Source organism: Oxynema mangrovii CENA135 (assembly GCF_016632315.1).
GTDB classification, from domain to species: Bacteria; Cyanobacteriota; Cyanobacteriia; order Cyanobacteriales; family Laspinemataceae; genus Oxynema; species Oxynema aestuarii.
On sequence record NZ_JAEOXH010000001.1, the window covers coordinates 1,880,946 to 1,903,325 of the forward strand.

18 protein-coding genes are annotated in these 22,380 nt (G+C 48.6%); 4 read left to right on the forward strand and 14 right to left on the reverse strand.

The window, feature by feature from the left end:
• Positions 1–23 precede the first annotated feature (23 nt).
• Both JJD41_RS07430 and JJD41_RS07435 read left to right on the forward strand, forming a co-directional pair.
• The gene (locus JJD41_RS07430) at positions 24–1,958 is read left to right on the forward strand and encodes an ATP-binding cassette domain-containing protein (RefSeq protein WP_200667144.1); all 1,935 of its coding nucleotides are present in this window, start codon (positions 24–26) and stop codon (positions 1,956–1,958) included.
• Positions 1,959–2,016: 58 nt separating this feature from the next.
• Positions 2,017–3,123 (forward strand): ABC transporter permease, encoded by a 1,107-nt coding sequence (locus JJD41_RS07435; RefSeq protein ID WP_200665372.1) that lies wholly within the window; start codon positions 2,017–2,019, stop codon positions 3,121–3,123.
• 102 nt (positions 3,124–3,225) lie between these two features.
• On the opposite strand, the gene JJD41_RS07440 is transcribed toward JJD41_RS07435, so the two are convergent.
• Complete coding sequence (locus JJD41_RS07440; protein ID WP_200665373.1) at positions 3,226–7,473, reverse strand: MHYT domain-containing protein; 4,248 nt, start codon at positions 7,471–7,473, stop codon at positions 3,226–3,228.
• 515 nt (positions 7,474–7,988) lie between these two features.
• On the opposite strand from JJD41_RS07440, the gene JJD41_RS07445 reads away from it, so the two are divergent.
• A complete protein-coding gene (locus JJD41_RS07445; protein WP_200665374.1) occupies positions 7,989–9,236 on the forward strand; it encodes a C40 family peptidase in 1,248 nt (415 codons plus the stop codon).
• 25 nt (positions 9,237–9,261) lie between these two features.
• On the opposite strand, the gene JJD41_RS07450 is transcribed toward JJD41_RS07445, so the two are convergent.
• The gene (locus JJD41_RS07450) at positions 9,262–10,527 is read right to left on the reverse strand and encodes an RNA-guided endonuclease InsQ/TnpB family protein (protein ID WP_200665375.1); all 1,266 of its coding nucleotides are present in this window, start codon (positions 10,525–10,527) and stop codon (positions 9,262–9,264) included.
• A 402-nt stretch (positions 10,528–10,929) separates the two neighbouring features.
• Between JJD41_RS07450 and JJD41_RS07455 the strand changes: the two genes are divergently transcribed.
• Positions 10,930–11,148 (forward strand): hypothetical protein, encoded by a 219-nt coding sequence (locus JJD41_RS07455; protein WP_168569462.1) that lies wholly within the window; start codon positions 10,930–10,932, stop codon positions 11,146–11,148.
• Between the two features lie 36 nt (positions 11,149–11,184).
• On the opposite strand, the gene JJD41_RS07460 is transcribed toward JJD41_RS07455, so the two are convergent.
• From JJD41_RS07460 to JJD41_RS07515, 12 genes are all read right to left on the reverse strand, one after another.
• Positions 11,185–11,493, reverse strand: coding sequence for an urease subunit beta (locus JJD41_RS07460; protein ID WP_200665376.1), 309 nt, complete (start codon positions 11,491–11,493; stop codon positions 11,185–11,187).
• 67 nt (positions 11,494–11,560) lie between these two features.
• Entirely contained in the window at positions 11,561–11,863 is a 303-nt protein-coding gene (locus tag JJD41_RS07465) for an urease subunit gamma (protein ID WP_200665377.1), read from the reverse strand.
• Between the two features lie 169 nt (positions 11,864–12,032).
• Positions 12,033–12,899, reverse strand: a complete 867-nt coding sequence (locus JJD41_RS07470; protein ID WP_459543058.1) for an urease accessory protein UreD — start codon at positions 12,897–12,899, stop codon at positions 12,033–12,035.
• A 26-nt stretch (positions 12,900–12,925) separates the two neighbouring features.
• Positions 12,926–13,624, reverse strand: a complete 699-nt coding sequence (gene urtE, locus JJD41_RS07475) for an urea ABC transporter ATP-binding subunit UrtE (RefSeq protein ID WP_200667146.1) — start codon at positions 13,622–13,624, stop codon at positions 12,926–12,928.
• Between the two features lie 184 nt (positions 13,625–13,808).
• Entirely contained in the window at positions 13,809–14,564 is a 756-nt protein-coding gene (urtD, locus tag JJD41_RS07480) for an urea ABC transporter ATP-binding protein UrtD (RefSeq protein WP_200665379.1), read from the reverse strand.
• Positions 14,539–15,738 (reverse strand): urea ABC transporter permease subunit UrtC, encoded by a 1,200-nt coding sequence (gene urtC / locus JJD41_RS07485; RefSeq protein WP_200665380.1) that lies wholly within the window; start codon positions 15,736–15,738, stop codon positions 14,539–14,541. The genes urtD and urtC overlap by 26 nt, the downstream gene beginning before the upstream one ends.
• 39 nt (positions 15,739–15,777) lie before the next feature.
• On the reverse strand, positions 15,778–16,932 hold the full coding sequence (locus JJD41_RS07490; protein ID WP_200665381.1) for an ABC transporter permease: 1,155 nt from the start codon (positions 16,930–16,932) through the stop codon (positions 15,778–15,780).
• Positions 16,933–17,054: 122 nt separating this feature from the next.
• Entirely contained in the window at positions 17,055–18,386 is a 1,332-nt protein-coding gene (gene urtA, locus JJD41_RS07495) for an urea ABC transporter substrate-binding protein (protein WP_200665382.1), read from the reverse strand.
• Between the two features lie 480 nt (positions 18,387–18,866).
• Positions 18,867–19,463, reverse strand: a complete 597-nt coding sequence (gene ureG / locus JJD41_RS07500) for an urease accessory protein UreG (protein WP_200665383.1) — start codon at positions 19,461–19,463, stop codon at positions 18,867–18,869.
• Positions 19,464–19,559: 96 nt separating this feature from the next.
• On the reverse strand, positions 19,560–20,252 hold the full coding sequence (locus JJD41_RS07505; protein ID WP_200665384.1) for an urease accessory protein UreF: 693 nt from the start codon (positions 20,250–20,252) through the stop codon (positions 19,560–19,562).
• A gap of 199 nt (positions 20,253–20,451) precedes the next feature.
• The gene (gene ureE, locus JJD41_RS07510) at positions 20,452–20,886 is read right to left on the reverse strand and encodes an urease accessory protein UreE (protein ID WP_200665385.1); all 435 of its coding nucleotides are present in this window, start codon (positions 20,884–20,886) and stop codon (positions 20,452–20,454) included.
• A 110-nt stretch (positions 20,887–20,996) separates the two neighbouring features.
• On the reverse strand, positions 20,997–22,259 hold the full coding sequence (locus tag JJD41_RS07515) for a bifunctional sterol desaturase/short chain dehydrogenase (protein ID WP_200665386.1): 1,263 nt from the start codon (positions 22,257–22,259) through the stop codon (positions 20,997–20,999).
• Positions 22,260–22,380 lie beyond the last annotated feature (121 nt).

A 22,380-nucleotide genomic window follows, 5' to 3' on the forward strand; every position in this document is an offset into this window, starting at 1 on the left:
ATCTCGATGAGTTTCAAATTTTTATGGACGAACAAAACTACGCAATCGCTGTTAAAGGATTGCGGAAATATTATGGTAACTTAGCCGCCGTTCGTGGCATCGATTTCGCGATCGCCCCCGGCGAAGTTTTTGGGTTAATCGGACCGGACGGAGCGGGAAAAACCACTACGTTTCAAATTTTGGCGGGTGTCATGGAACCCAGCGCGGGAGAGGTGCGAATTTTAGGAAAATTCCCCCGAGAAGCGCGGTTAAATATCGGCTATTTGACCCAAAAATTTTCCCTTTATGCGGATTTAAGTATAGAAGAAAATTTACGCTACAGCGCCCGCCTGCGACGAGTGAGCGATCGCACTTTCGCCGAGCGATCGCCGGAACTATTGCATTTAGTCGGCTTGGAAGCATTTACGGGACGCTTGGCGGGTCAATTGTCCGGAGGGATGAAACAAAAATTAGCCCTATGTTGTGCTTTAATAGCACAGCCCGACATTCTCCTGTTAGACGAGCCGACCACCGGGGTCGATCCCGTGTCCCGTCGGGAGTTTTGGGATTTGCTCGCGACCGTCGCCGATCGCGGCGTGACGGCGATCGCGGCGACGCCGTACCTCGACGAAGCCGAACGCTGTCACCGGATCGCTTTGATGTACGACGGTGTTATCCAGCAAATGGGGAGTTTGGCGCAATTGCGGCAAAGTCTCGGCCTTACTCGCGTCGAACTACGTGTGAATTTGTTGATAAAAAGTGAGCAAATATTGCAAGGGGGGAACGCCGACGGCGCGATCGTGGACGTGCAATCCTTTGGCGATCGCCTCGATGTTTTAGTGACGGACGGGGACACGGGAGAACGAGAAATCCGACAGCAGTGCGATCGCCACGGAATCGCCATTGACAGTTTGTATCGCGACGAACCAACCTTAGAAAACGTGTTCGTCACCCGATTGCGCCAACAGGGATCGGATCCGCCCTTTGTCGCTTTTCCGCGCGATCGCCCGCCGCGTAACGGCGAAACTCGTCGCAGCGCGATCGCCGCCCGCCATTTGCAAAAACGGTTTGGGGAGTTCGTCGCCGTTCGAGGGATCGACTTGGATATCGCTTACGGCGAGATTTACGGCTTGCTGGGGGCGAACGGTGCGGGAAAAACGACCACGATTAAAATGTTGTGCGGTTTGTTGCCTGCGACCTCCGGTGAGATGAGTCTGGCGGGGGAACAAAGTAACCTCAATAGCCCCCAAGTGCGATCGCGCCTCGGCTACATGAGTCAAAAATTTACCCTCTATGACGACTTGACGATCGCCCAAAATCTCGAATTTTATTGCGGCGTTTACGGCGTCCCGCGAAAACTGCGCCGCCAAAAAATCGAGTGGGTTCTCGAAACCTGCGGCTTGTTGGGGCGGGAACATACAATAACCGGAAGCCTTCCCGGAGGCTGGAAACAGCGCGTCGCCTTCGGTGCGTCGGTCATGCACGAACCGGAAATCCTGTTTCTCGACGAACCGACTTCCGGGGTCGATCCCGTGGCGCGACGGCAGTTTTGGCGATCGATCCGCGAATTCGCGCGCCAGGGAACGGCGGTACTGGTGACGACCCACTACCTCGAAGAAGCGCAAAATTGCAACCGTATGGGGTTTATGGTGGCCGGGGAATTAGTCGCACAAGGTTCGCCGAGCGAGATCGTCGCACAACAGCCGGGACGGGCGATCGAATTGCGCGTCAGCCAGACTCAAGCCGCGTCGAACTTGCTCAAACAAAAGCTGGAACCTTGGCGGGTTTCGATTTTTGGCGATCGCCTCCACGTCGTTCTCGACGATCCCGAGCGCGATTTTCCCGAAGTGCGATCGCACTTAAAAGCCGCCACCATTGCCGTGCGATCGCACCGTCCGATACCTTTTTCCTTGGAAGATGCGTTTATCGGTATCGTCCAACGCAACAGCAAGAGCGTTTCAAACGGATCGGTTGAATGAAGATCAATTTTTCTACTCTGATTTCAATCTAAAATCTAAAATCTAAAATTTAAAATCTATGCGACGAATTTTAGCTCAAGCTCAAAAAGAACTCGCCCAATTTTCCCGCGATCGCCTGACCGTTGCCTTGGCATTTTTGCTGCCTTTAGGGATGTTGTTAATTTATGGGTATGCGATTCGCCTGGAAACTAAAAATATTCCCTTAGTTTTTAAAGATTTTGACAATAGTTTTCTCAGTCGAACCTATATCGAGCGCATTTTTGCAACTCAACAATTTATTCCGGTTTCGGCTCCCGATCTCGGCGATCCGGTAGCGGCGATCGATCGAGACTTGGCCAAAGTAGCGATTATTATTCCTCCTGATTTCTCCCAAAAGATTAAAACAGGTAAAACTACAGAAGTTCAAGTTTTAGTGGATGGAACCGATGTGAATAATGCCCGAGTAATTCAGAATAGTATCCGCGCGACTACCAACTTTTTTTTACAAAGCACGGGGTTAATTCCCGAACTCAATTTAATTCAAACTCATACACGCTTATGGTTCAATCCGGGACGTAAAGAATCCCTGTATATCGTTCCTGGAATTTATGGGGTAATTCTTTGGGTATTTCCTTCGATGTTGGCGTCGATTGCAATGGTTCGTGAAAAAGAACAGGGGACAATTTTACAAGTTTATGCCTCAGATTTAACTTCTTTAGAATGGTTATTGGGAAAAGAAATTGCTTACGTTCTTGTCGGGATTGGCGAAGCGGCGATCGTGATGGGCGTGAGTGTTATTTTATTTGATTTAAAATTGGCGGGAAACTCTTTGACTTTGCTGGTAGGAACGGCCATATTTTTAATGGCGAGTGTTGCCTTTGGCTTGTTGGTTGGCGTGCGAGCGAGTAACCAGAATGCGGCGGTGCAGGGAACGGCGATCGGAGGATTTTTAACGTCGTTTTTATTATCGGGTTTTATTTATCCGATCGCCAATATTCCTTTTCCGTTATCTTTGCTTTCTAAGGTTATTCCAGCTCGCTACTATATTATTTTGACCCGGGATGCCTTTTTACGGGGGACGGGTTGGGAGGGCGTCTGGTACGTTCCGATGGTTATTGGTACCATTGGCTTGCTGTTATTTTTAATCGCGAATAAGGCGATTAAACGAATGCAATTACCCGATTAAAGGTTTGCTGATTTGACGATCGCCCGCGCATTTAAACTGAGAACCTTTTTAAGATTGAATTATTTTTATTTGAGAGAGCGATCGCCGTCCAGCCGATCGGCATTATAAAAACAGACGATTTTTCGGCATTGAATCGATCGCGTGGATAATCAAATCAAAGCGGAAATTACTGACCCAATTCATTAAGATAGTTTTGAGTTCGTGATTGGATTCTGGAATATCTTTTATTAATTCCTTAATCGAATCATCGCAGCATTTTAAGGCGGCTAAATTGAGGCGATCGATCCAGGACTCGGGCATTTTAGATAACAGTTCGGTAGCATTGACTTCCATCGGATTTAAGACTTCTATCGACTCGGAAACAGATTTCGAGTCTTCTCCTGCATAAAGGTAGACCACGCCTAAATGTTTTGCCATTTTCTGAAACAAAACATATTCCTGAAAAGGTTTACTCAAAAAATCATCGCATCCACTCGATAAAACCAGATCTCGCTGTTCTTCAAAGCTACTGGCCGTTAAGGCAATAATCACCGTCGATCGACCACCTTCGTCGCTTTTAATGCGTCGAGTAGCTTCGTAACCATCGACTACGGGCATTCGCATATCCATCCAAATTAGATGAGGTTGCCAATCTTGCCAAATGGCGATCGCCTCTTTCCCATTTTTAGCTTCGCGAACTTGGAACCCGATAGAGGTTAAAAGTTTGACGAGAAGCAAGCGATTTTCAAAGCGATCCTCGGCAACTAAAATGCGATAATCCGGTTGATCGGGAGCGAGACCGATAATTTTAGGAGGGGTCACTTCTTCGATCGCCGAATTCGTTGCGACAGGCTTGACCCGAATATCAAAACTAAACGTCGTCCCACGATTGAGGGTCGAAGCAACTGACAGTTGACCGCCCATAAGTTCGACAAACTTTTTACTAATCGGTAACCCCAAACCCGTTCCTTCTTGGGATTTTTTACCTGTTTGAGTTTGCACGAAGGGTTCAAATAAGCGTTCGAGTTCTTCCGGGGAAATTCCCGGTCCGGTATCTGCAATTTCAAAAGTCAGCAAAATCCCGCCATCGTTGACGGAACCATCGGAATTCGTGCGATCGCGATCGCCGTTAACTCCCACCTTCAAGCTGACTTGTCCTTCTTCGGTAAACTTGAGAGCATTTCCCAACAAATTAATTAAAACTTGGCGTAATTTACTTTCATCGCTTTCAATATAGTGTGGAACTTCGGGAGATCGCTCGCAAACGAGATCTAATTGTTTCGATTGAGCTTTTAAGCCAAACATTTCTGCCAAACCATCGAGCAGATCGAATAAATCGAATTGACTTTCATTTAAAGTGATGCGACCCGACTCAATTTTTGACATTTCCAAAATGCTGTTAATGAGTTGAAGCAAATGCTCTCCTGCTCGATTAACAATGGCGAGATCTTCGACACTTTGCTGCGAAAGTGAGGGGTCGTGACTGATGAGCTGACTAAACCCGAGAATAGCATTGAGTGGGGTTCGCAGTTCGTGGCTCATATTCGCTAAAAAGTCACTTTTGGCGCGGTTCGCCGCATCTGCACTTTCTTTTGCCGTTTTCAATTCTTGAGCTTGTTGTTGCGTTTGCGCGAATAATTCGGCTTGTTGGATAGCCACTCCCAACTGTTCGGCAATTTGAACTACCATGCGAATTTCTACGTTTTTCCATTCCCGAGGTTTGGAGTTTTGATAGACCGCTAATAAACCCCAGAGTTGCCGACCGCAAAAAATGGGCGCGATCGTATAAGAGCGAGCTTGTAATTCTTCTAATAGCTCTAAATAACAGGGGTTAAACCCTGCCTGATAAATATCGGAAACCGAGCAGTAACTATGTTTATTTTGATAAATTGAGGCGGATGTTTTTTGCAGGTAAGTATCGCGAATCAAAGGAGAATCACTATTTAATTTTTTGACAGCACAATTCTTTTGATTGACGCTAACTTTCGTCAAATTGGGATGTTCGTAGGCGTGGGGAACTAAAATATCCCAGCCGGGGGCAACGGACTCGGAAACCAACTCGCCACTCCAATCGGAATTGAAACGATAAACGAGGATGCGATCGCATTCCAAGACTTGCCGTAATTCGTTGGTAGTCGCTGCAAAAATGTTCTGTAAATCCAAACTTTGACGCATTCGTTGAATGACTTTGGCGATCGCCGCTTCCCGTTTTGCCGTTTCTTGTAAAGCAATTTGTGCTTGATATCGGGCTTGACCGATCGCGATAAATTCATTGACTAACGTCAACCATTGGATCTCTTCATGACTCCATACTTTAGGGTTAAAAATTGCATCGACTCCAATCGAACCGACGACCTGACCGGATTGCAAAAGGGGAACGACTAAACGGGATTGAATGCTCCCGAGGGTGGCCGATTCCCGTTCGGCAATTTCCGCCGGAAACTCTAGGGGAACTTGAATACTCTTTCCTTGCAATAACTGTTCGTCAATCCAACGATTTTTGCCAACCTCATACTTTTGAAAGCGATCGATCGCTGGTTGAATGCCGCGATCGCACCACTCGTGACTCATATTGACAAAACAATAATTACGGTCATAAGATAATAAATAGACGCGATCGCCGTCCAAAATTTCTCCAATTTTGGCGAGGGTAAATTCAATCGAGTTTTCGATATTACCTTCATCGATAAATTTGCGAGAAACTTGGCCGATCGCCCGTTCCATTTTCGCTCGACTGCGGATCGACTGTTCGGCGAGGGTACGTTCGAGTTCTGTCCCGGCTTTCGCTCCAAAAATCCTAAAAATTCTCTCTTTATTCGCATTTTTAACAAGTGGATGAGTGTCTACAACAGCCAAATTGCCGATGGTTTTACCATTAGAATCGACCAGAGGCATTCCCCAGTAACTTTCCGCTTGCCAACTCGCTAAATGGAGAGCGTCGGGAAACTGTTGACAAACCTGTTCTGGATAAAAACAATCCGTCCCTAGACTAATGGTTTCACAAGGAGTTCCGAACAAGTCGTATTCAAAATTTTCCCCAATTTCTTCTCCATTCCAAACGGCTAAAGTTCGGGCTTTACCGGGAAAGCGATCGCTGAATTGAGAAACGAAAGCGTAACGAACTTGCAAAACTTGCGCTAAGTAACGAACGCAGGCATTAAAAAACTCGTCTCGGGTCGCACAAGCGGTTCCCTCAACCATTAACTTCAATGCTACTTCGGCTTCTTTTGGTTGAGTAATATCGCTGAGGGTACAAACCACGCCCTCGACGCTTTCATCGGCAGTAATTTGTGGGTCGGCATTGAGCAACAACCAACGGTGATGGTTACGGGTGGAATCTTCGACGCGGACGATAATGTTATCGATCGATTGACGGCGAGCGATCGCCTGTTGTACGGGTAAATCGGATAACTCAAACGGCGTTCCATCTTCTTGTAAAAGGTGCCATCCTTCGCCGAAAACTCTATTTTCAATGGCGGCTGAGTTGAGGTTAAAAAAATTAAGCGCCGCGTGATTGGCGAGGTTGACTTTTCCATCTCCATCGATCAGAAAAACGCCGACTTGCATTTCCCGAATCAACATTTGAAACCGCTTGCGACTTTCTTCTAAAGCAGTTTCTCGCAATAATTGAGCGCTAAAACGCTTGTTAAATAAGGAGGTTAATAAAGCAATTGATAAAATAAATAAAGTGGCGATCGCGATGCCGACGGCGAGCCAAAAGCGATTGAGAACTGCCGTTGCTTCCAGTGGTAAATTGTCGCGGGGGATCCAATGGGTTGCCGCCATTCCGGTATAGTGCATTCCGGCAATGGCGATCGCCATTAACAAGGCACTACCAATTTTTTGCCAGATCGGGTCTCGGTCGTGACTGTCGGGGAGGCGAAACCCGAGCCACAAGGCGCCAAAAGACGCCCCGATCGCGATCGCTATGGAGAGCGCCAGCAACGAAGTATTATATTTCATATACGCCGGAATTTGCATGGCGGCCATGCCGATATAGTGCATTCCGGCGATCGACAGACCCATGAATAGCCCCCCAATACCGAGGAGAAAGCGACCGACCGAACGACTGAACAAGTAAAGGGCGATACCAGAGGCGCCGATCGCGCTCAGCAAGGAGTACAAAGTAAGATAGGCGTCGTAGCTCACGCTAACCGGGAATTCTAAAGCGAGCATGGCGATGAAGTGCATCGACCAAATCCCGGTTCCCATTGCCGTAGCGCCCCCAAGCACCCACCAACCGCGATCGCGGTCGAGGTTAGATTTCACCCGTCCGACAAAGTCGAAAGCGCAATAAGAGGCGATCGCGGCGATCGCGAAGGAAAGCAGAACTAAGCTGAAATTATAATGTCCGGTGAGTTCGGCGTGCATATCTTCTAGTCGAAACGATGGACTCTTTTAATATTCCCAACGATCGCCACTAACCGCGTAGCAAAAATATTTTTTGACAACAAAGTATCGAGAGGCGATCGGCAGATGATCATACGGATGCCACCTAGTCATTTCCCTACCCGAAAAAGTGACAAAATGGAACGATTGAGGCAACTTTTGGGTTCAACTCCCAATCTTCTGTCTACACTTTTGAACGTCCCGCTAACAAGAGACGACAAAATCGAGGATCGCGCTTCCTCAACTCCTTATACCATTTTTGTCAAACCTCGATCGAGATAGAGTGCCTAGAGGGTACGGAGGTTTGCCATTGCAAAATTGAAATGACCCTACTTTTTTCGACTCGATCCCTACAAAAATGTGCCAAAGTAAGCTCCTCGCGACGGAACGATCGCCCTGAATTCCAATTGCTTGTTTAAACCGGGGCGATCGCCCCCTTCCGGATCGATCGCCCCGCCTGCCGAAAAAGCGATCGCGTGTAAACTTTTGCGATCGCCATGTTTGCTTTATTTTCTCGAAAAACCGCCTACTGTCTGCTTGCAAGCTGCGTTTTTCTCGGCATCGTTCTTTTTTCCAGTTCCGTCGGCGCGATCGCGCCCCAAGTGCAACAATTTATCGACACCCTCACCCCGCAGATGGAACGCCATCTCCAGCAAAGCTTGCAGCGTCGCGAGGTATTTTTCGACGTGACGCCGCAACCGAACGGGAATCGAATCGAGTTACAACCTTACGCGCGCCTCGATCGCGATACGGTGTTTGACGTCGCCCTCACTTACGATCGCGACTTTCCCGTACTGACAGGTAAAGTCTTCACCGCCGCCGAACGCAACACGATCGAACGAGTCGCCCACGAAAGCTTCCCTACCGGGGTGCGATCGCAACTCGCCATTTTTCCCTACGACGACATCGATCGCGATTACGCCATCACCACCGCCCCTTACAGCAATCTCTACACCCGTCCCGACCCCAAGATCGAAAATTTAGCAACCCAAGTGCGCCTCGGAACGGCGGTCAAACTGCTCGAATACAGCCGCGATCGCCGTTTTGCGCGGGTTCGCATCGAAGATGACGGCTATCTCGCCTGGATCGATCGCGCCGAACTGCGAGAGTGCGATCGCGCTGAATTCGATCGCTGGGTTGGCGCCCCCAAAGCCTTCGTCGCCCGAGACCTCGATTCCCTCTATTTCGGGACGCGCCTCCCTTACCAAAACGGCGATCGCGGCGCCGTCACCTTAACCACTCCCGACGGTCAACCCTTGCGGGTCGCCTACGCCGATCTCGTCCTCGACGATACCCCGATCGCCCCAGCCCATCTCCTCGAACTCGCCAAACAATTTCTACCGGATCGTCCCTACGGTGGCGGTTCCTACCTTTGGGGGGGAACCGTCGGCAAACGCCTCGACTGTAGCGGCTTCGTACAGACGGTATTGCGCGCCGGAAATCTCTACATCCCCCGCGACGCTTACCAACAACAGCTTTACAGCACCCCCGTCGCCCCGACCCTCGATCGCCTCGACGAACTCCAAGCGGGGGATTTAGTCTTTTTCAGCAATAACGGGCGTTTGGCGACCCACGTGGGCATTTATTTAGGTAATGGCGAATTCATCCACTCCACCCATCGCGGCCCTTACAGTGGGGTCAAAATCAACTCGTTACGGGGTTCGACGGCTTACGATCGCAGCTTTCAATCCATCTATTTCGGCGGCGGTCGCGTTCCCCGGGTGGCGATCGGTAACAGAACGTGACATCCTCCCGACGCTGAATCAAAGATTACAGCGCGGGCTTCCCAGTCTCACGATTGGGTATTCCTGCCCCGCGCCACTTATCTAGGTCATAGACCCCCGACAGACCGACTTGACAGGCGGTTTCCGTTCCCCAGAGTCCCTGGGATACTACGTTTTCTTGTCCACGATGTAAAACCATCTCTGCTGCGGCATGGTCACGATGAGTTCGATATCCACATTCAGGACAATGATGCTCTCTGACTTCCAACCCCTTGCTCACCGTAGCAAAGCAGGATGGACAAGTTTGACTGGTGCCGTGGGGGTTGACTTTAGCAAAGTAGACTCCCCGCTTCCAGCACACCCATTCCGTCAGAGACAAGAACTGCCCGAAAGCAGCATCTACACAATCTTTTCGCAACATCCCTCGCGTCAAACCTTTGACGTTGAGGTCTTCTGCAAAGATGGTTTGCACCCGGTCACAAAGCTGATGAGCCGTCTTCAGATGGAAATCTCTGCGACGGTTCGCAATCCGATGGTGCATTCTAGCCACTTCGATTTGTGCCTTCTCCCAGTTTTGAGAACCCTTTTGTTTTCGTGCTGCTCTGCGTTGCAGCAATTTCAGCTGGCGTTGCATCGACTTGAAAAACTTAGGGCGCTCTTGGAAAAAGCGATCGGAAGCGGTCAAGAATCGCTCCAATCCCAGGTCAATCCCAATCGCCCGACCGTGAACCGGGACATCGGGAACCGATATATCGGATTCAATCGTGACGACGACATACCATTGCGTCCCCCGTATCCTGGACAGTACCCTTACCTGTTTCACCTTGAACCCGTTAGGTATCGGTCGATGCAGGTTGATGGGTACTTCCCCAATCTTTGGCAACTTGATTGTGAAGCCATTGATGGGATTGTTCTTGAACTGGGGAAACACAAAGGATTTGAATTGACCGAACTTTTTGAAACGCGGGAATCCATGTCCCCGTTTCTGAAATGCTTCCCAGGTATCGTGCAGTCTGCGAATCGTAGTCTGCAACACCTGAGAATGCACCTGACCCAGATGCGGGAATTGCTTCTTCGCTTTGGGCAGATTGTTCTGCTGACGATGGTAAGACGGAAACGGTTCATCGGCAGGAATGATGTATTCCTTTTCCAGCGAGCATCGGTCTACCGAACACTTACGCGAAGCAATCCAGTCTTTGAGTTCGCGCAAAGCGTAGTTATATACGCCTGGGCACGTCTCAAGCCACGACCGCAGTTCAGTCTGCTGTACGACATTTGGATAGATTCGGTAAGTGTAGTTCATGGTCAGCATGACTGTAATTTATCACAGGCTATAGCTGCTGGTAAATGCTGGTCTCATCCCCATCGTAGGGCTTGGCCCTTCCCGTAGGGTGGGGATGAGACTTTTCAAGGGGAGTCCATGTATCGCGACGCTGATGCTTCGCATACAGCGCGGGACTTATAGCTCCCCGAACCCCTCAAAAGTTAAAAAAAATAAAAATAAAGTATTCTTGCTCGAACCTTTTTTAAAAAACCGTCATTTTTTATACTTTCTCGGCGAGGACATATCGAAAAATTTTATCTCTGTCAACGATCGCGATCGCTGACAATCGGCGATCGATATCGGTAAGAAATAGGGGTTTCGATCGCTTCATCCTTTCTAGAAAGAATAGAGAATAGAGTAGGAGGCTTAGATTAGGACGAGATTGACGTAATGACTACTTTTGCACCGACAACCCCCACCGCCAAAACCACCGGAACGGTCGAACAGATTGTCGATCGTATTTGCAGACATCGCAAAATTAGCCGTTACGACCAACAACTATTGATGTCTGCCCTACTTTCCAAAGATGCAATTAGCGAAAACGAGCGATCGCAAATCAATCGCGTTTTCGATAACTTGCAACGGGGTTGTTTGCGCGTCGTCGATTGACGCCTTGCTGCGGATTCGAGGTCAATCCAGCCAAGTTTAATCTAATTTACCTTCAATTTTGCCATTAAAGCCATAAATTTCCCGACTGCCGACGTAGGGGACCAACTCCACATCCCGTTCGTCGCCCGGTTCGAAGCGAATCGCGGTTCCGGCGGGAATATTTAAGTGCATACCTTTAGCGCGATCGCGATCGAATTGCAGTGCTTCATTCACTTCGTAAAAATGAAAGTGCGACCCGACTTGAATCGGGCGATCGCCCGTATTCGCTACGGTTAAAGTCAGAGTCGGACGACCTGCATTAATTTCGATCGTCCCTTCGCGGGCGATAATTTCTCCGGGAATCATCTTGATTGCTCCAATGGATTGCTGCAACTTATGGTTTGACGAGTCAATCGGCGGCGATCGCCCGGATTTAGCGGATCGGATCGTGAACGGTCACCAACTTCGTTCCGTCGGGAAAAGTCGCCTCGACTTGAACCTCGCGAATCATTTCGGGAACACCTTCCATGACTTGATCGCGATTTAATAAAGTCGTCCCGTAACTCATCAATTCCGAGACCGTTTTGCCTTCGCGGGCGCCTTCGAGAATTGCCGCGCTCAAATAGGCTACTGCCTCGGGGTGATTGAGTTTCAAGCCTTTTTCCTTGCGGCGTTCCGCCAGTAGAGCCGCCGTAAAAATGAGTAATTTGTCTTTTTCTTGGGGCGAAAGTTGCATAGCACTCCCTGTTTTTAACGAGTGGCGATCGCGGTTGGCGTCCTCAATTCGTCCTCAATTCCCACCCTTTCTAACTTCTTAATTTATATCAAGATTTGCATCAGTTTTAACGAATGTAGGGCGAACTTGAGGCGATCGCGTAGGGTTCGCTAAGGAGAATCGCCCCGTCCTAGCCACTCGAAAGCGGCCAGACCCGAGGCACCGAACTCGGGCGCCCCAGAAAAGACAGACGCAAACTATCCCAAACTTGAGCGAACCAGTGCCTCACTTGGGGGGTAGAAGAGCCGCAATAGCGACATAGAACCCCTTGGGGGAGGCGCGTCACGCCGATTTCCCCCGTTCCCATTTGGGGAACCCCATCCCACAGACGGCGGATCTGTTCGACGCGATCGCGAGAGACGGGTTCGCCAATCCACGCCAAAGTCCCCGCGATCGCCCGGCCCCCCAGACCGTGAGGACCGTCCACCATCGCCGTTCCCCCCTCCAACATTTGGCGGTCGATCCACAACGGGCGCCCCTCCTGCCAGACTTCGGCGTGCGATCGCCACTGTCCCTGCAAGAACTTTTCCCCGCGCGCGCTCCGACCGAAACGGTTAATTTCCCACAACAGGATCCGAGAACCCGGCGCCAGCTCGACGCGCAAATCTTGGCGATAAACCGCCCCGTTAAAAATAATGCTTTCCTGGGGCAACCATTCCAAACAGGCCCCGGCATCCACCTGGATCTTAATCGTTTGTTGCGCTTCGCGACCGTTCGTTCGATAAACTTTCGCCGCCGCCGCCGTCGTCACCAAAGCGTGAGTATTGGCTTCGAGATGGAAGGATTGGGAGAGGCGATCGCCCCCCACAATGCCCCCCGCCGTATGCAAAATCACGCTATGACAAATTTGAGGACCTTCCGGATAAAAAGGGCGCTGCACCTTCAGAGGCGCTTTCGCATGAGTGCAGTGTACCTGGGTTTGCCCTTCTCGGGCGCGATAGATCAACTCCAGGCGACCTTTCCAACTCGAATCCGTTTGAGCAATAGCAGAATTCACGACAATAACTCGCTCGTTTTCTCCCATTAAACTGCAAGAAAACGTTGGATCACCTCATTACTCAATTCTTGTGTCAATCCCGACGCCACGATCCCGCCTTTTTGCATCGCGTAATACCAATCCGCTTGGCGCACGAAATGCAAGTGTTGTTCGACCAACAACACCGAGATCCCCGTCGTTTCGATAATGCGACGGACCGCCGCTTCAATTTCGAGAACGATCGACGGTTGAATCCCTTCCGTCGGTTCGTCGAGTAATAATAATTGGGGCTGACCCATCAGAGCCCGGGCGATCGCCAACTGTTGCTGTTGTCCGCCACTGAGATCGCCGCCCCGGCGATCGAGCATCGTTTTTAAAACGGGGAATAACTCGAAAATATCCTCGGGAATTTGCATTTTTTTCGGACGATTTCGCCGAGCTTCCAATCCTAAGAATAGATTTTCCTTCACCGTCAGTCGCGGAATAATTTCGCGACCTTGAGCGACATAACCGATTCCCGAACGGGCGCGGCGATCGGGCGAAAGCGGCGCAATTTCCACCCCATCAAACCAAATTTTACCGCGACGGGGTGGCAGCAATCCCATTATCGTTTTTAACAACGTCGTTTTACCGACCCCATTGCGCCCGATCAAACAAACCATTTGACCCCGATAGACGCTTAAATCGACCTCTCTTAAAATATGACTCTCCCCGTAATACACATCGAGTCCCGAAATTTGCAAAATTTTCTCCGGGGAAACTTCTTGATAGGCGGATTCTAAAACATTGCTAGCATTGGGATAATTCATATTGGCAGACTGATGACAAACGTATTACAAACTTAAAGGAAAAGTAACATTTGATGAGCGGCGATCGATGCTTATAACTTATAGAGTCAAGCCCTCAACTGAAAGCATCTCAATGACCGCCCTAGGGATGTTCCTCCTCTTCAGTTCCTAAATAAACCTCCACAACACGGGGATCGTTCTGCACCTCTTCGATACTGCCTTCACACAATACCGATCCTTCATGTAAAACAGTCACCTTGCGCGCAATTTGGCGCACGAACTCCATATCGTGTTCGATAACAATAATCGAATGACTTTCTGCAAGAGATAACAATAACTCTCCCGTCAACAGCGTTTCTTCATCCGTCAATCCCGCCACAGGTTCGTCAACGAGCAGTAAATCTGGCGACTGCGCCAACAACATGCCAATTTCTAGCCATTGTTTTTCCCCATGAGAAAGTAAACCCGCCGGAGTATCGGCTTTCGCCACCAAACCAATCGTTTCTAACAAGGTACTAACCGTTTTTCGCTCTGCTGACGGCTGAGGTTTGAGCAAAGTAGAAAAGACATGTTTCTGGCGATTGCACGACAATTCTAAATTTTCGCGCGGGGTTAAATTTAGGTAAACCCGGGGCGTTTGAAACTTGCGACCGATCCCAAATCGCGCGATTTGGTGTTCGCGGAACCGTCGCAAGTTTTTCCCTTTAAATAAAACTTGTCCGACCGTAGGTTGAACCTTCCCGGTAATTACATCTAAAAACGTTGTTTTTCCCGCCCCATTCGGTCCGATAATCACGCGTAGTTCGCCGCGTTCCATACTGAAGTTCAAGTTATTGAGGGCATTAAACCCATCAAAACTGACCGTTAAATTATCAATTTCCAAGATTTTCTCGTTCACGCCGAACCTCCGGATCTTCTTCTAAACTGGGATAAGTAGTTACGTAGCGAGGACGCTTAACTAACCGTCTGAGTAGGTTGATTCCTTCTGTTTTCAACCAACCGATTAATCCATTGGGAAGGACGAGAACGACGAGGAGAAATAAACCCCCTTGGAAAAACAGCCAAATATCGGGAAATTGACTGATCAACCAGCTTTTACTGTAGTTGACCAGCAATGCGCCGACGATCGCCCCGATTAAAGTCGCGCGTCCGCCAACCGCCACCCAAATCACCATTTCAATAGAGAAAGCAATATCCATGGCTTTCGGGGAAATAATACCCGATCGCAGGGTAAATAATGCCCCGGCAATTCCGGCTAAAGCGCCGGAAATGGCAAAGACTAAAACTTTATATCCCGTCGGATCGTAGCCAGAAAAACGCAAGCGCGTTTCGTCGTCGCGGATCGCCACTAACACCTTCCCAAACCGTCCTCCGGTCAGCCAGCGACAGAGATAATAAGCGCCGACCAGCAATAAAACAGTGAGGGTGTAGATGACGAATTGAGTGTTAGAGTTGCTAACTTCCGCTCCCAAAATTGTTTTAAAATCGGTCAAGCCGTTGGTGCCGTTAATTAATTTTTGTTGTCCGTTAAATAAGTTAAAAAATACGATCGTTGCGGCTTGAGTGAGGATGGAAAAGTAAACCCCTCGAATTCGGTTGCGAAAGACGAGGTAACCGAGGAAAGTTGCCAGTAAGGCGGGAATTAAGAAAACCGCAATTAAGGTCAAGGGAAACGAATAAAACGGTTTCCAAAAAGCGGGTAATTCGGTGACGCCATAGAGACTCATAAATGAGGGAAGTTGACTGCTGGCGTCGGCAGGAATTTGTAGTTTGAGGTGCATGGCGATCGCGTAACCGCCGAGGGCGAAAAAGATGCCGTGACCCAAACTCAACATCCCCGTATATCCCCAAATTAAATCGATACCGAGGGCGAGAATTGCTAAAGCGAGATAGCGGTTGAGTAAGTCGAGATTGAAGGGGGAGAGAAAGAAGGGAACGATCGCGATCGCGAACAGGGCGATCGCCCCGACCATGAAGGCTTCTGTTAGACGAGGATGTTGCCGCAATTGACGATATAACTTGCGGATAACCGTCGCCTTTTCTTGATGTTCGGAACTGATGTCTTCGTTCATTTTTATTCTCGATCGCGTTGCCAATTTCCAAGAGATTAATTAGGCGTCTACAGTCCGTCCTTTTTGAGGGAACAGTCCGGCAGGACGAACCTGTAAAAAGGCAATAATCAAGGCAAAAACCATCACCCTAGCCATACTGGTATTGGCAAAAAATGAAAAGAAATCCGACAAGAAAGTAACATCGGAAACTAGGGCGGCGATCGTTCCCGAACCGAGTAAATAACTCACCGTTCCGATCGCGATCGCGGCGACAATCGTCCCGAACAGTTGACCGACACCACCGACGACGACGACCATAAACGCATCGACAATGTAATTTTGTCCCGTATTCGGACCGACGGAACCGAGGAAACTAATGGCACATCCGGCAATTCCCGCCAAGCCGGAACCAATGGCAAAAGTCAACGCATCGACTTTCTGGGTAGGAATGCCCAAACAGGCACTCATGGTGCGATTTTGGGTCACCGCACGAATTCTTAAACCCCAGGGCGATCGCTGTAAAAATAAATAAATTCCGGCGACACAAACAACCGTTAATCCAATAATAAATAAACGGACGTAAGGTAAATACAACGAACCTAATTCTAACCCTTGACGCAACCAACCCGGTGCCGTTACATCGACCCCTTGAGCGCCAAACCAAGGTTTAGTAAAGGCGAGTTTAAACAGATTGCCCGATAAAACACTGGCGGCGATCGCAATTCCCACCGAAAGCGGCAGTAACACCGCGATCGCCGGACGGCGGAGGCGATCGAAATCCAGCCGTTTTTTCAGCACCCAAATGCCGCCAAAAAACAGCAAACTAAACAGCACTATTCCCACAAACATCGACCAACTGATGCTGCGAACAAACTGCTGTAAAATTAAACTGACCCCCCACGTTGCCAGCAAAGTTTCTAACGGTCTGCCGTACAAATAGCGAATCACCCAACGCTCTAGCATCAAGCCCACGGCTGCCGCCACTAAAAAAGCAATGGGAATCGCAAAAATAATATAAAATTCAAACCAATTATCGCCCAATAATTTGAAGCAATTTTGTACCACGTAGGTCGTATAAGCTCCGATCATCATTAACTCGCCGTGAGCTAAATTGATCACGCCCATAATCCCGAAAACGATCGCCAAACCCAGGGCAGCAATTAATAAAACCGCTCCAATACTAACCCCATTGAATAAACTGTCTAGAAATAACACTAAAACTCCCCTCTTCTCATTTCCTCATCTTCGTGGCGCGATTTGAAATAGACCAGTTTAAGGACACGGCAATGCCGTGTCCCTACCGCAAACCGATCGCTTTTAAAACGACGCGATCGCCGTTATGCGCCCTCCATTTTGTATTTCCCACCTTTACTCGGATCGGACCAGTCGCAGGCGTAACCTTTGGTATCGGCAACGTATTGATTCCAGGGAACGGGAACGACCGGGGAATCCGTTGCATAAACAATTTCAAACATTCCGTCGTCGCGCACTTCACCGATGCGAACGGTTTTGGAAATATGGTGGTTCTTTTCTAACGTGACCAAGCCTTCAGGAGCCTGAAATGTCTGCCCTAGCGCTGCTTTTCTGACCGCTTCTAAATCATCTGCCGTTCCCGCAGCTTCCACGGCTTGTTTCCACAAATGCACCATGATATAAGCCGCTTCCATCGGGTCGTTAGTAACGCGATCTGCACCGTATTTCCCTTTAAACGCTTCGACAAATTTTTTATTTTCTGGCGTATCTACCGTTTGAAAATAATTCCAGGCGGCATATTGTCCTTGGAGATATTCCGGACCGATCGCCTTAACTTCTTCCTCCGCAATACTCACGGACATCGTAGGATAGAGATCGGGGGTCAATCCCGCCCCTTGCATTTGTTTGAAAAAGGCAACGTTGCTATCGCCGTTGAGGGTATTAAAAATTACCCCACCCTCCGGTAAAGCCGCTTTGATTTTCGTGATAATTGGCGTCACTTCCGTCCCGCCGAGGGGGATGTAATCTTCGCCTAAAATCTGACCGCCTTTTGCTTCGACTTGGGCTTTAATAATCGTGTTAGCAGTACGGGGGAAAACATAGTCCGAACCAATTAAGAAAAATTGATTGCCTTTATTTTCTAAAAGCCAATCGACGGCAGGTTCGATCTGTTGGTTGGGAGCCGCTCCGGTGTAGAAAATATTTTGAGAACATTCCTGTCCTTCATATTGAACCGGATACCACAACATGTGTTTTTTCTCTTCAAACACGGGCAGTACGGCTTTACGGGATGCGGAAGTCCAACAACCGAAGATGGTAACGACTTTATCTTGGTCGATTAATTTTCTCGCTTTTTCAGCAAAGGTCGGCCAGTCGGACGCGCCATCTTCGACAACAGCCTGAATTTTTTTGCCGAGTACACCCCCGGCATTATTGATTTCTTCGATCGCCAATTGTTCGGCATCGACGACACTTTTTTCACTAATTGCCATCGTGCCACTCAATGAGTGTAAAATCCCGACTTTAATGACATCTCCATCACTTTGGGCCATGGGCGATCCGGTTTCTCCTGGAGAGTCCCCCGTGGTTCCGGTTCCTTCTCCTTGGGGGTTACTACAAGCTTTGAGGAACAAACTCGCCCCTAAAGAGGCCGACCCGTATAATAAAAACTTGCGCCGTCCAAATCCATTGCTCATCTGAATTCCTTTCCTCCTCGCGCCATCACAATTCAATAAGTACGTACAGTTAACCGAGAGTTAGATGTCGATATTAAGACGAGCTAATCTATCAAATTGTGTTTTAAGTTACAGAAAACAACGATAAATTTGTGCAATCTCTAATCCACTGCGATCGCCGTTTAATTATTGTTTTGACTTGAATTTCTTGCGAGTAAAGCTTTTCGATCGCTGCGGAAGGGCGATCGCGCGATCGCGGTCGTCGAAATTATTCAAAAAGATTTATATTTATTCATATCTCCTATAGCATTTTCCTCGGCTATCCAAGACATTTAGATCCCCCTAAATCCCCCTCGCCAGGTAGGGGTTTGGTTACCAAACCCCTACTTTCCTCGTTCCCCCCGAAATCCCCCCAACCCCCCTTTGAAAGGGGGGCGAAGGGGGGATAGGGGGATCGGCACTGTACCTCATCAGATGCCCGAGTATTGTAAAGAAGCTACTCTAGCAAATGCGATCGCCAACAAACTCAATAATTGCCGCTAAGCCTTCCCCTGTCTTTAAATTGCTAAAAACGAACGGTTTCTCTCCTCGCATTTTCTTGGCATCGCGTTCCATGACGCCTAAATCTGCACCGACGAGAGGGGCCAGGTCGATTTTATTAATGACCAATAAATCCGATTTGGTAATTCCCGGTCCTCCTTTTCTGGGGATTTTATCCCCCGCCGCGACATCGATAACGTAAACGGTAAGATCGACTAACTCCGGGCTAAAAGTTGCTGCTAAATTATCGCCGCCACTCTCGACGAAAACTAATTCTAAATCGTTAAATCGAGCTTCTAATTCATCGATTGCCGCTAAATTAATCGAGGCATCTTCTCGAATCGCCGTATGAGGACAACCGCCCGTTTCGACGCCAAGAATGCGATCGCTGGCTAACGCCTGCGATCGTACCAAAAATTGGGCGTCTTCTTGAGTATAAATATCATTAGTAACGACGGCCAATCGATAGCGATCGCGCAATTTCTTACATAATAAATCGACTAAAGCTGTTTTTCCCGAACCGACGGGTCCGGCGATTCCGACTCGAAAAGCATTCATAGCGATTGTGGATGTTAGATGTTGAATTTTAGATTTTAGATTGGCTAATTTTGCCTATTTTAAATCCTGACGTCTGACTTTTCTTTCTTCCCTCCCTCAACTGCGAAATAAACGGCTGTACTGACACTCATGTTGCATACTGGCTAAGGCTAACCCCCAGCTACAACTATTTAAGTTGTCGTCGCCGAGATCGAGAATAATTTCACTCGCTTCAATTAAAGAATTTTGTAAATTAAAAAGTAATTCCTGTCCGGCGGTTTGTCCGAGAGGAATGAGTTTAATTCCCGCAGCGACAATATTGGTTGTCCAACTATGTAAGTAACCTAAAATGGCTTCAGTTTCGGGAACCTGTAAACAAGCGGCAGCTAGACCGAAAGCGATCGCGAAGTGACAGGGATTTTTTGGTAAATTATTTTTTAATCCATCAAACTTTTGAATATATTCTGGACGTAAAGTTAAAAATAATTTGAGTAAACTACTGCCCATTTGTTCGCTTTGAATTCGCAATTCTTCCGTTTCCCGGCTGGCAGATAGCCAAGCATTCCAGGCTTCTAATTGACTGAAATTTTCGGCGATCGTACAGCGATGCGATCGCGCGACGATCGCGGCATCGATGCGAATACTACCGAATTCTAGCTCGTTTTCAATCCAAGTTTGCAAGCTTTTGGCATCATTGACGATCGCGCGATCGACTAAGCTTTCTAAGCCTTCTGAATAACTATAACTCCCGACAGGTAAGGCGGGACTGGCTAATTGCAATAAACTCAACAATGCGGGGCGATCGAGCATCAATTCGGTCTCGTTATTATTAATAGGGATAACTTTACAGTATGTCTTGACGAACTACATTGGTCATCGCTCTCAAGCTCCCTTAAAAAGGGGGAATATCGATAAAATAACTCTTTTCAAGGAAGGTTTAGAAGGAGGATTTAACGAGATCGGGTTTGTACTTGATTTATTTTGAAACATGTTATTAGTTAACCGAGCCTTAGTGATGATGAACGTAGGCTCCCGGTTCGGGTTGAAAGGGGGCCAGTTCTTCGATCGCCGTTAAGCCTAATTGTTCGAGCATGGATTTTAAAATCGGATCGGGATTTAATCGCAAGTAGTTGTCGCCAATTTCTAAAGAAACGTGACGGTTTCCCAAGTGATAGGCGGCGCGCAAGAGGGTTAAAGAATCCGTGGCGGTGACGGAGAGTAAAAGTTCGGGTTTGGCGGCAATTTGTACGACGGTTTGACCGTCATCGGTGGCGAGGAGGTCGCGATCGCGCAGAACGGTTCCACGAGGTAAGTTTAAAATAATTTCTTGTCCGCTTTCCGTTGTTATTTTGCGGCGAACTCGGATGCGTTCTTCTGCCGTTAAGGGCAAAGTTAAATCGACTTTAACTCCGCTAGAATGAGATAAAAATTGGGTCAAGATCATTTTAGAGATTAGATTTTAGAGGTTAGATTTTAGATTCGTTGTTTGATTGAAGGGTTAACTTGTCCAGTTGAATTCCCCTCTCCGACGGGGAGAGGGGTTGGGGATGAGGGTCAGGAAATCTCGGGTTTACTCTCGGTTAAATTAGCTAAATCGTCCGCACGACGGCTGAAGAGTTTAAAGTACAAGCCAACTAAGAATTCTTTAATCGGAAAGGCGATAAAGGTGAGGGGATTGACGGTTACGATGATATTGCGGGCGTCCGATCGCGCTTGTTTGACAATTTGTTCGGCGACCCAATCCGCCGACATGACACCGATGGGATTGAGGTTACTTTTAAACGGACCGAGGATTAATTTACGCACGACACAAGGAGCATCTAAACGGCGCAAGGTGACTAAATCGCCGAGGGTGCGTTTACTCAATTCGTAGAGGGGACTAAAGGCGGGATTGACTTCGGCTTCTGAGGTGTTGACCCAGATTTCTTTACAGGCAATATCGCGATTGGTGCGGACGGTGGTTAAGAATAATTCCATCAAGCGCCAAGTGGAAAAAGTATTGATTTCGTAAGAGCGCGAAATGGCATCTGCACTGCGATCGCCGTGAACGTTAATGCCGTGATTGAGTATAAGAATATCGACGGTTTCAAATAAGGCTTGTAAGTTCGATTCTTCTCCAACTTTCCAAGTTTGGGTATTAATTTCTTGGGGTTCGCCGTCGCGGTCGATAACGACGGGACGATCGCCCGATGTCAGGGCGATAACTTTAGCGCCGGATTGTTGTAATTGTGTTAATAGCGATCGCCCTAACGTCCCGGAAGCTCCGGTAACGGCGATCGTTTTACCTTTAAGAGAAAGGGCCGTTCCCATGAGTTTGTCTACCAGGGTAAAAGTGCCACAAAAATAAGCATTTTGATTGTCGAAATGGTGCCGCCAGTGATAGGTTCGATTCACCGACCACCGGGAAGGCGGAGCCTCAAAGGGGCCGGGACGGTGGGTGAGGTCGGTTAAGGTGTCGGCGCCGGGAATCCCTGCACCTCGGGCGATCGCGGAACCGAGAAACCCCAAGGTGTAGAGGCTGCCGAAGGCGGCGAAACCGTGAACGGAGGGGGTCGCCACGAAGGCGATCGCCCACAGTAATAAGGTAAAAACTAACATGACCGAGGCTTCGGGAACGTCGTTATACCAATGAGCCTCGCGATAAATGGTTTCGTTGACGGGAGTGAGAGTCGGACGAAAAACGCGATGGTGCCAATTGTGCAGCCGCGAGAGCGGTTGCCACACATGGGCCGAGACGTGGTACAAATCCCGAACCAATTCGGCGTACAAGATCGAGCCGAACGTCCACGCTGCCGCCGTTAACCAGAAAGTTAGCATAGGAAAAGATCGAATACCTGTCGGTTTCAAGTCATCAAAGATGGGATTTACACAAATTTACTAGAAATTTCGCAGGCTTGTGGGATCGGCGCGGCAAAATCGGCGCCTCCCACCGGGGACG

Coding starts and splice junctions, on each gene's coding strand:
- JJD41_RS07430 (WP_200667144.1), top strand. CDS start 24: ATGGACGAACAAAACTACGCAATCGCTGTTAAAGGATTGCGGAAATAT.
- JJD41_RS07435 (WP_200665372.1), top strand. CDS start 2,017: ATGCGACGAATTTTAGCTCAAGCTCAAAAAGAACTCGCCCAATTTTCC.
- JJD41_RS07440 (WP_200665373.1), bottom strand. CDS start 7,473: ATGCACGCCGAACTCACCGGACATTATAATTTCAGCTTAGTTCTGCTT.
- JJD41_RS07445 (WP_200665374.1), top strand. CDS start 7,989: ATGTTTGCTTTATTTTCTCGAAAAACCGCCTACTGTCTGCTTGCAAGC.
- JJD41_RS07450 (WP_200665375.1), bottom strand. CDS start 10,527: ATGCTGACCATGAACTACACTTACCGAATCTATCCAAATGTCGTACAG.
- JJD41_RS07455 (WP_168569462.1), top strand. CDS start 10,930: ATGACTACTTTTGCACCGACAACCCCCACCGCCAAAACCACCGGAACG.
- JJD41_RS07460 (WP_200665376.1), bottom strand. CDS start 11,493: ATGATTCCCGGAGAAATTATCGCCCGCGAAGGGACGATCGAAATTAAT.
- JJD41_RS07465 (WP_200665377.1), bottom strand. CDS start 11,863: ATGCAACTTTCGCCCCAAGAAAAAGACAAATTACTCATTTTTACGGCG.
- urtC (WP_200665380.1), bottom strand. CDS start 15,738: ATGAACGAAGACATCAGTTCCGAACATCAAGAAAAGGCGACGGTTATC.
- urtA (WP_200665382.1), bottom strand. CDS start 18,386: ATGAGCAATGGATTTGGACGGCGCAAGTTTTTATTATACGGGTCGGCC.
- ureG (WP_200665383.1), bottom strand. CDS start 19,463: ATGAATGCTTTTCGAGTCGGAATCGCCGGACCCGTCGGTTCGGGAAAA.
- JJD41_RS07505 (WP_200665384.1), bottom strand. CDS start 20,252: ATGCTCGATCGCCCCGCATTGTTGAGTTTATTGCAATTAGCCAGTCCC.
- ureE (WP_200665385.1), bottom strand. CDS start 20,886: ATGATCTTGACCCAATTTTTATCTCATTCTAGCGGAGTTAAAGTCGAT.
- JJD41_RS07515 (WP_200665386.1), bottom strand. CDS start 22,259: ATGCTAACTTTCTGGTTAACGGCGGCAGCGTGGACGTTCGGCTCGATC.